Source organism: Stenotrophomonas sp. HMWF003, assembly GCF_003061285.1.
In the GTDB taxonomy this organism is placed as follows: domain Bacteria; phylum Pseudomonadota; class Gammaproteobacteria; order Xanthomonadales; family Xanthomonadaceae; genus Stenotrophomonas; species Stenotrophomonas maltophilia_AP.
In genome coordinates this window covers 1-7,640 of record NZ_QAIW01000371.1, presented here as the reverse complement: position 1 = coordinate 7,640, position 7,640 = coordinate 1, and the positions used below count along the sequence as shown (strand labels likewise).

The window sequence follows — 7,640 nt, the reverse complement described above, 5'->3', positions numbered from 1 at the left end:
TGCCCGACCTGTCCGATGACCGCCGCCCCCCGTGACCTGCGCCAGCTGCTTGCCGATGCCGCCACGGCCCTGCCCGGGGTGGAAGGCCGGCATGAGGCCGAGCTGTTGCTGCTGCATGTGCTGGGCAAGCCGCGCAGCTGGCTGTTCGCGCACGCCACCGACCCGGTGGCCGAGGCCGACATGGCTGCGTTCCACGCGTTGCTGGCCCGCCGCGTGGCCGGCGAACCGGTGGCCTACCTGCTGGGCCATCGCGGGTTCTGGACGCTGGACCTGGCGGTCAGCCCGGCCACCCTGATCCCGCGGCCGGAAACCGAGCTGCTGGTGGAACTGGCGCTGGCCCGCCTGCCGGCCGACACCGCGCTGGCCGTGGCCGACCTGGGCACCGGCAGCGGGGCCATCGCGCTGGCGCTGGCCAGCGAACGCCCGCAGGCCGCAGTGACCGCCACCGATCTCAGCGCCGCCGCGCTGGACGTGGCGCGTGGCAATGCGGCGTGCAACGGGCTGGCGCGCGTGCGGTTCGTGCAGGGCGCGTGGTTTGAACCGCTGCAGGGCGAACGCTTCGATCTGATTGCGAGCAACCCGCCGTATATCGCCAGCAACGACCCGCACCTGCAGCAGGGCGATCTGCGCCACGAGCCGGCCACGGCGCTGGCCTCGGGCATCGACGGCCTGGACGACATCCGACACATCGTCGCCGCTGCCGGCGCGCACCTGCTGCCCGGTGGCTGGCTGCTGATCGAACACGGCTGGGACCAGGGCGCGGCAATCCGCGCGCTGTTCGAGCAGGCCGGGTTCGCGCAGGTGCACACCGAGCGCGACCTGGAACAGCGCGACCGGGTGACGCGCGGCTGTCTGCCGGGCATGCGCTGACGCTGCCTGAAACATCGCGCGGGTAGAATGGCGTTCCACTTGAAAGGAAGCGCCATGACCACTGCCAGCCCCTCTGTTTCCCACGCGCAGCTGCAGTCCCACGAATTCCTCGCTGACATGGTCGAGGACGCATACTTCCCGCCGGCGCTGGTGGCCCAGGGCCAGCAGATCCTGCTGCGCCTGTGCGAACGCATCGAACGCGAACGCCCGGCCGACGCCGCCGCGCTGATGGCGCTCACCCATGCTGCCACGCTGGAATTCAACGTGCTGGGCGAAGCGTTCGAAGCGCAGGACAGCGAGCTGGAAACCGCTGCCCGCGAGAACATCGGCGCCGATTTCGAGCTGATCGCGCGCAGCTACGGGTTCGATGTGGATGTTGACGATCTGACCAGCCCGCGCGAGTGGTGAACCCGCTCGTCCGCGCCTGTGCCCAACAACGGAGTTCTGCCATGCGTACGCTGTATCCCGCCCTCACCCCTTACGACGTCGGCACGCTGAAGGTCGACGATCGCCACACGCTGTATTTCGAACAGTGCGGCAACCCCGACGGCAAGCCGGTGGTGATGCTGCATGGTGGCCCCGGTGGCGGGTGCAGCGAGAAAATGCGCCAGTTCCACGACCCGGCCAAGTACCGCATCATCCTGTTCGACCAGCGCGGTGCCGGGCGTTCCACCCCGCATGCCGACCTGGTGGACAACACCACCTGGGACCTGGTGGCCGACATCGAAAAACTGCGCGAGCACCTGAAGGTGGAGCGCTGGCAGGTGTTCGGCGGCAGCTGGGGTTCGACCCTGGCGCTGGCGTACGCGGAAACCCATCCGCAGCGGGTGACCGAACTGGTGCTGCGCGGCATCTTCATGCTGCGCCGCTGGGAGCTGGAATGGTTCTACCAGGAAGGCGCCAACCGCCTGTTCCCGGATGCGTGGGAGCACTACCTCACGCCGATCCCGGAAGTGGAGCGCCACGACCTGATCTCGGCCTTCCACCGCCGCCTCACCAGCGATGACGAGGCCACCCGCCTGGCGGCGGCCAAGGCGTGGAGCGTGTGGGAAGGCGCGACCAGCTTCCTGCACGTGGACGACGACTTCGTGAACAGCCACCAGGACCCGCAGTTCGCGTTGGCCTTCGCCCGCATCGAGAACCACTACTTCGTCAACGGTGGCTTCTTCGAGGTGGAAGAGCAGCTGCTGCGCGACGTGCATCGCATCGCCGACATTCCCGGCGTGATCGTGCACGGCCGCTACGACGTGGTGTGCCCGTTGCAGAACGCGTGGGAACTGCACAAGGCATGGCCGAAATCGACGCTGGAAATCAGCCCGGCGTCGGGCCATTCGGCGTTCGAAGCGGAAAACGTGGACGCCCTGGTGCGCGCCACGGATCGCTTCGCCGGTTGAATCGATGCGAGGTGCCGACCCACGGTCGGCACCTACCAGTTGCCGGCCAACAACGCGTCGGCCAGTACCTTCATCTTAGGTGAGGCCTGCCGCGAGGGCGGGTACACCAGCGACAGTGCCCGGCTGCGGCCTTCGAACGGCTGCAGCACGCGCTGCAGCCGCCCGGCGGCGAGCGCGTCGGCCACCGCGAAATCCATCACCTGCACGATGCCGACCCCGGCCAGTGCGCCTTCCACCAGCGGGTCGCCGCTGTCGAACACCATCCGCGCCGGTGGAGTGAACTCACGCAGCCGGTCGCCCTCGCGGAACTGCCAGTCCACCAGCCGCCCGCTGCGCAGGTTGCGCACCGCCAGGCAGGTGTGATCCCGCAGGGCATCCACCGTGGCCGGTTGCCCGTGCTGCACGATGTAGGCCGGGGAGGCGACCGTGACCCAATGCAACGGCCGCAGTGGGCGGGCCACCATGCGCACGTCGCTGATCGGCCCGGTACGCAGGGCGGCGTCGAAGCCTTCCTCGACCAGATCCACCAGCCGGTCGTTGAGCACCAGCTCGAACTGCAGCTGCGGGTGCGCCGCCATCAACTGCCCGGCCAGCGGCACCAGTACCTTGCGCCCGAACATCGATGGCGCGGTCAGTTTCAACACGCCCGAGGGCGTGGAGGGGCGGTCGCCCAGCCGGCGCTCGGCATCCTCCAGCCCGCTCAGCAGCGGCGCGCAGTGCTCGACGAACTGGCGACCATCCGGGGTGAGGCTGACATTGCGGGTGTTGCGATGGAGCAGGCGCACGCCCAGGGTGCCTTCCAGCCGGCTGATCGCCCGCGACAGCCCCGACTGGCTGATGCCCAGCTGGCCGGCGGCCAGGGTGAAACTGCGTGCTTCGGCAACCTGCACCAGCATGCGCACGGCATTGAGATCCATGGCGGCGTCCGATTGATGCGAAAATGCATGACAGAAATCGAAGTATCCGGGTTTCTTTGTTTGGCGTCATCAATGAGACTGCCCGCCTTCCCCACGCACCGACCGGCATGACCCACTCCGCGCATTCCTTCCCGCCCCGGCTGGCGTTGACCCTGTTGGCCATGGCCCAGCTGATCATCGCACTGGACGCCACCATCATCTTCGTCGCCCTGCATGAGATGGGCGTGCAGCTGCAGATCAACGCGCAGCAGCTGCAGTGGATCGTCAGCGGCTACACCGTTGCGTTTGGCGGCTGCCTGCTGCTGGGTGGGCGCGCGGCCGACCTGCTCGGTCGGCGCCGCATCTACCGGCTGGGCATGGGCCTGTTCGCGCTGGCCTCGCTGGTGGGCGGCTTCAGCACCAGCGCATGGCTGCTGATCGCCGCGCGCGCGGTGCAGGGCATCGGCGCGGCGTTGCTGTTCCCGGCCACGCTGGCGTTGATCAACACGCTGTACACCGAAGGGGCGCCGCGTAACCGCGCGCTGGCGATCTGGTCGATGGCCAGCGCCGGTGGGCTGGCGCTGGGCACGCTGTTGGGCGGGGTGCTGACCCAGAGCTTCGGCTGGTCGTCGGTGCTGCTGGTGATCGTGCCCTTTGCCAGCGCCTGCGCACTGCTGGGCGGCTGGTGGCTGCCGCGCGACCCCGCGCCGCAGGCCGGGCGCTCGTTCGACCTGGCCGGCTGCTTCACCGTCACCCTCGGTGGCAGCCTGCTGGTCACTACCCTGGTGCAGGGCCCGGAGTGGGGCTGGCTGGCACCGCGCACGCTGGGCTGCCTGGTGCTGTCGGCGCTGCTGTTGGCCGCCTTCGTGCAGATCGAGCAGCGCAGCCGCGACCCGCTGATGCAGTTCTCGCTGCTGCGCCTGCGCAGCCTGCGCGCGGCGATGCTGCTGACCTTGCTGTTCATGAGCAGCTTCGGCGTGCAGTACTACTTCCTCGCGCTGTATTTCCAGGACGGCTACGGCTGGAGCGCACTGCAGGCCGGCCTGGCGTTCCTGCCGCCCACGCTGGTGTGCACCTTCGGCATCCGGATCACCGAACGCATGCTCACCCGGCGCTCGCCGCGGCAGGTACTGGCGCTGGGCATGGCCGCCGGTGCGGTCGGCATCACCGCGGTGGCGGTGGCGCTGCCGTTCGGGGCCACGTACTGGGCGCTGCTGCCGGGCATCGTGGTGCTGAGCATCGGCCAGGGCATGACCTGGACGGCGATGTGGATCGTGGCCGGACAGGGCGTGCCGGCCGCGCAGCAGGGCGTGGCGTCGGGCATGGCCGCTACCGCGCAACAGATCGGCGGCGCGTCGGGCCTGGCAGTACTGGTCATGCTGGCCAACGCCGGGCGCGGCGTGGATGCTGCAGGTACCAGCCCCGAAGCGCTGCATGGCCTGGTCCATGCGCAATATGGCGCGGCGGTGTTCGCGCTGCTCGGGGTGGGCGTGGCGGTGTGGTTGCGGCCGCAGCCGCAGCCGGACGACGCGGCGCTGCCGCTGTCGCGCGTCATCGATGGCAACATGGCGCCATGACTGACCTGTTGGATCTGCGCGGTTTGCTTGACCTGATCGTGGCCTGCAACGACGACGATGCCGTGTGGAAGACTTATGGCTGGGTCTGGGCCCAGGAGGGGGATGCCGCATCGGTCGGGTTCCATCCGCAGACCAGGCGCGGTGACGACGCCACCGACGACGGCGATGGCGAACCCGAGCCCCCGATCACCACTTCACCACGGCTGTGGCTCTATCTGGAGGCGATCACCGTTGCGAGCATTCTGGACGTACAGAAGCAGTCCCGTCCCCTGTCCGGGCTGGACGACTATGCGCAGGCGCTGGATTACTACAGCCAGCACGACACGTTCCTCGACCACGGTGAGCCAGCACCGCGTGACCGCGAGGAAGCGGATCGGCAGGGGCTGTCGCCGGGATTGTATGCCGCCTTCGACCTGACCCTGGAGACGGTTGAGCCGGCGCAGCGCAAAGCGGCGGCCAGCCTGGTGGCCGAGGTCAAGGCGCTATCGGTGGGCGAGGCGCTGGCGCAGGTACGTGCGCTGCCGCTGGCAGTGGCCCGCAACGTCGACCGCGCGGCAAGCGCCGTACTGCAGGCGCGCTTCGCGGCGATCGGGCTGGCGCTGCAGGTTACCGGCTACCGCTCGTTCCCGTGGCAGGAAAGGGTGCAGGCGCAGGCGGGGTAAAGGCGATCACGCGATGGCGTGGCACCCCACGGGGTAGAGCCGACCGTTGGTCGGCTCCACGCACGGCCACCCCGTTCAACCGAACCGCGGCGCCAACGCCTGCAACAGCCGCGCCAGCCGCCGTGCCCAGGCCTGCTGCCCGGCGGTGTCGGCAATCAGGTCCTGGCGGATTTCCAGTTCCACGTGCGCCAACCCACGCGCTTCGGCGTGCACCGGGATCGCGTAATCGGTGGCGTCGCTGACCGCGTAGGGCTGGTTGTCGCCCACCACCAGGTCGCCCTCGGCCTGCAAGGCGTGCATCAACGCATGCGCAAAGCGCGCATCGCGCTGGTACAGCACGCCGGCATGCCATGGGCGCGCCACGCCCTGCATGGCCGGGGTGAAGCTGTGCATGGCAATCAGCACGGTGGGCATGCCGGCCGCGGCGCGGGCGTCCAGTTCAGCGGCAATGCGGCCGTGGTACGGCGCGAAGATGGCCTGCACGCGGGCGTCCTGTGCTGCGTCATCCAGCCCCTGGTTGCCCGGCACCACGGTGCCGTCGCTGAGCGGCGCGAACCGCCCCGGCGCGCCCGGCGGGCGATTGCAGTCGATCACCAGCCGCGAGTAAGTCTGGGTGATCGCCCAGGCGTCCAGCAGGCGCGCCAGCTCCACCGTGACCCCGGCAATGCCGATGTCCCAGCCGATGTGGCGATCCAGTTCGGACGACGGCAGGCCCAGGTTGCCCAGTGCCGCAGGCACCTGCTGGCCGGCATGGTCGGCGATCAGCAGGAACGGCGAGCGCCCCTGCGCCTGATGCACGGTGAACGGTGCCGGGTCGGACGGTCCGAGCAGTGCGCCCGATGCGATCGGCAGGGCAAAGGAATCAGCCACGCGGGGTGCCATCCAGATGATGCTCGATCATCCACAGCCCGGCCCACAGCTTGGCGTCCAGCTCGTAGCCCTGGCCGATCTTCTCCACCAGCCAGGCGGCGGCGCGCGCGCGGGGTACTTCGTGCACGGTGATGTTCTCGCTGGCATCGCCGCCGCCATCGCCCACCTTGCGCAGCCCGGTGGCGCGCACGAACGCGATTTTCTCGCTGCTCGCGCCCGATGAAGTCGGGCCGATCATCAGCACTTCAGCGTGCTCGGCCGTCCAGCCGGTTTCTTCTTCCAGTTCGCGCACCGCCGACACTTCGATCGACTCGCCGGCATCGATATCGCCCACCAGCCCGGCCGGCATCTCGATGGTGTTGGCCTGCAGCGGCACCCGGAACTGCTCGACGAACAACACGTTGTCCTCCGGGGTGACCGCGATGATGATCGCGGCCAGGCCGCCGGCATGGGTACGCTCGCTGTATTCCCACGTGCCGCGCACGACCATGCGCTGGTATTTGCCTTCGTAGACGACCTTGGGGGCTTGCGTATTGGGGCTCATGCGAACTCGCTGGCAATGGAAGGGGAATCGGGCAGGCCGGCGGCGCTGAACAGCCGGCGCCGGGTCAACGGGCCGAACCGCAGCGCATCGCACAGGCCCTGCAGCATCTGCGGGTCGGCGCTGCCGCGGCGGAAATCGGCATCGGCGCAGTCCAGCGGCGCGTCCAGCGCGATGGTGGTCAGCTGACGCCACAGCAGCGCATGCTCGCGCTGTTCGCGCAGCCGCACCGCCATCTGCGCCGCGCCGCGCAGGCGCAGGAAGGGCACTTCGTCCAGGCGCTCGTAAAGCACGTCCAGGCTGCCGAAGTGGGCCAGCAGTACCGCAGCCGACTTGGCGCCTACCCCGGTGACACCGGGAATGTTGTCCACCGCATCGCCACACAGCGCCAGGTAGTCGGCGATCTGGTGCGCGTGCACGCCGTGGCGCGCCTTCACCCCCGCCATGCCCCAGCGCTGGTTGCGGGCGTAGTCCCACTGTTCGTCGTGTTCGTACAGCAGCTGCGACAGGTCCTTGTCGGCGGAGATGATCACCCCGCGCATGCCGGCATCGCGGCGTGCATGCAGGGCGCTGCCGATCAGGTCGTCGGCCTCGTACTCGTGGTGGGCCAGCACCGCCAGCCCCAGTGCCATGCACAGGGCCTTGCAGTGGGCGAACTGGCGGCGCAGCGCATCCGGGGCCGGATCACGGTTGGCCTTGTAAGCGGCGTACAGCCGGTGGCGGAAGCAGCTGTCCAGGGCCTCGTCGAAGGCAATGGCGATATGCCGCGGGCGCTCGCGCTCGATCAGGTCCAGCAGGAAGCGGGCAAACCCGTGCACCGCGTTGGTCGG

At 69.2% G+C, this 7,640-nt stretch carries 9 protein-coding genes; 5 read left to right on the top strand and 4 right to left on the bottom strand.

Annotation, left to right across the window (positions count from 1 at the left end):
* Positions 1–15 precede the first annotated feature (15 nt).
* From prmC to pip, 3 genes are read left to right on the top strand one after another with little or no spacing between them, the layout of a single operon-like run.
* Positions 16–870 (top strand): peptide chain release factor N(5)-glutamine methyltransferase, encoded by an 855-nt coding sequence (prmC, locus tag DBR34_RS15335; RefSeq protein WP_128097443.1) that lies wholly within the window; start codon positions 16–18, stop codon positions 868–870.
* Between the two features lie 54 nt (positions 871–924).
* Positions 925–1,278, top strand: a complete 354-nt coding sequence (locus DBR34_RS15330; protein ID WP_128097442.1) for a DUF5713 family protein — start codon at positions 925–927, stop codon at positions 1,276–1,278.
* A 41-nt stretch (positions 1,279–1,319) separates the two neighbouring features.
* Complete coding sequence (gene pip, locus DBR34_RS15325) at positions 1,320–2,264, top strand: prolyl aminopeptidase (protein ID WP_128097441.1); 945 nt, start codon at positions 1,320–1,322, stop codon at positions 2,262–2,264.
* A 32-nt stretch (positions 2,265–2,296) separates the two neighbouring features.
* Here pip and DBR34_RS15320 read toward each other — a convergent pair whose 3' ends face one another.
* The gene (locus DBR34_RS15320; RefSeq protein WP_128097440.1) at positions 2,297–3,181 is read right to left on the bottom strand and encodes a LysR family transcriptional regulator; all 885 of its coding nucleotides are present in this window, start codon (positions 3,179–3,181) and stop codon (positions 2,297–2,299) included.
* Positions 3,182–3,288: 107 nt separating this feature from the next.
* Between DBR34_RS15320 and DBR34_RS15315 the strand changes: the two genes are divergently transcribed.
* Together DBR34_RS15315 and DBR34_RS15310 are read left to right on the top strand one after the other, a co-directional pair.
* Positions 3,289–4,737 carry an MFS transporter gene (locus DBR34_RS15315; RefSeq protein WP_128097439.1) on the top strand — a complete coding sequence of 483 codons (1,449 nt, stop codon included), beginning with the start codon at positions 3,289–3,291 and terminating at the stop codon, positions 4,735–4,737.
* Entirely contained in the window at positions 4,734–5,399 is a 666-nt protein-coding gene (locus DBR34_RS15310) for a hypothetical protein (protein ID WP_128097438.1), read from the top strand. Before DBR34_RS15315 ends, DBR34_RS15310 begins: the two co-directional genes overlap by 4 nt.
* A 75-nt stretch (positions 5,400–5,474) precedes the next feature.
* On the opposite strand, the gene DBR34_RS15305 is transcribed toward DBR34_RS15310, so the two are convergent.
* The 3 genes from DBR34_RS15305 to DBR34_RS15295 form a co-directional block, all read right to left on the bottom strand.
* Positions 5,475–6,281 (bottom strand): N-formylglutamate amidohydrolase, encoded by an 807-nt coding sequence (locus DBR34_RS15305; protein WP_128097437.1) that lies wholly within the window; start codon positions 6,279–6,281, stop codon positions 5,475–5,477.
* Complete coding sequence (locus tag DBR34_RS15300; RefSeq protein ID WP_128097436.1) at positions 6,262–6,813, bottom strand: NUDIX hydrolase; 552 nt, start codon at positions 6,811–6,813, stop codon at positions 6,262–6,264. The genes DBR34_RS15305 and DBR34_RS15300 overlap by 20 nt, the downstream gene beginning before the upstream one ends.
* On the bottom strand, positions 6,810–7,640 hold an 831-nt coding region (locus tag DBR34_RS15295; protein ID WP_128097435.1), incomplete at its 5' end, for a 5'-3' exonuclease H3TH domain-containing protein. The genes DBR34_RS15300 and DBR34_RS15295, both read right to left, overlap by 4 nt.

What these genes read in the sequence shown, in the direction of transcription:
- DBR34_RS15315 (WP_128097439.1), top strand. Translation starts at nt 3,289, where the DNA reads ATGACCCACTCCGCGCATTCCTTCCCGCCCCGGCTGGCGTTGACCCTG.
- DBR34_RS15310 (WP_128097438.1), top strand. Translation starts at nt 4,734, where the DNA reads ATGACTGACCTGTTGGATCTGCGCGGTTTGCTTGACCTGATCGTGGCC.
- pip (WP_128097441.1), top strand. Translation starts at nt 1,320, where the DNA reads ATGCGTACGCTGTATCCCGCCCTCACCCCTTACGACGTCGGCACGCTG.
- DBR34_RS15305 (WP_128097437.1), bottom strand. Translation starts at nt 6,281, where the DNA reads ATGGCACCCCGCGTGGCTGATTCCTTTGCCCTGCCGATCGCATCGGGC.
- DBR34_RS15300 (WP_128097436.1), bottom strand. Translation starts at nt 6,813, where the DNA reads ATGAGCCCCAATACGCAAGCCCCCAAGGTCGTCTACGAAGGCAAATAC.
- DBR34_RS15320 (WP_128097440.1), bottom strand. Translation starts at nt 3,181, where the DNA reads ATGGATCTCAATGCCGTGCGCATGCTGGTGCAGGTTGCCGAAGCACGC.
- prmC (WP_128097443.1), top strand. Translation starts at nt 16, where the DNA reads ATGACCGCCGCCCCCCGTGACCTGCGCCAGCTGCTTGCCGATGCCGCC.
- DBR34_RS15330 (WP_128097442.1), top strand. Translation starts at nt 925, where the DNA reads ATGACCACTGCCAGCCCCTCTGTTTCCCACGCGCAGCTGCAGTCCCAC.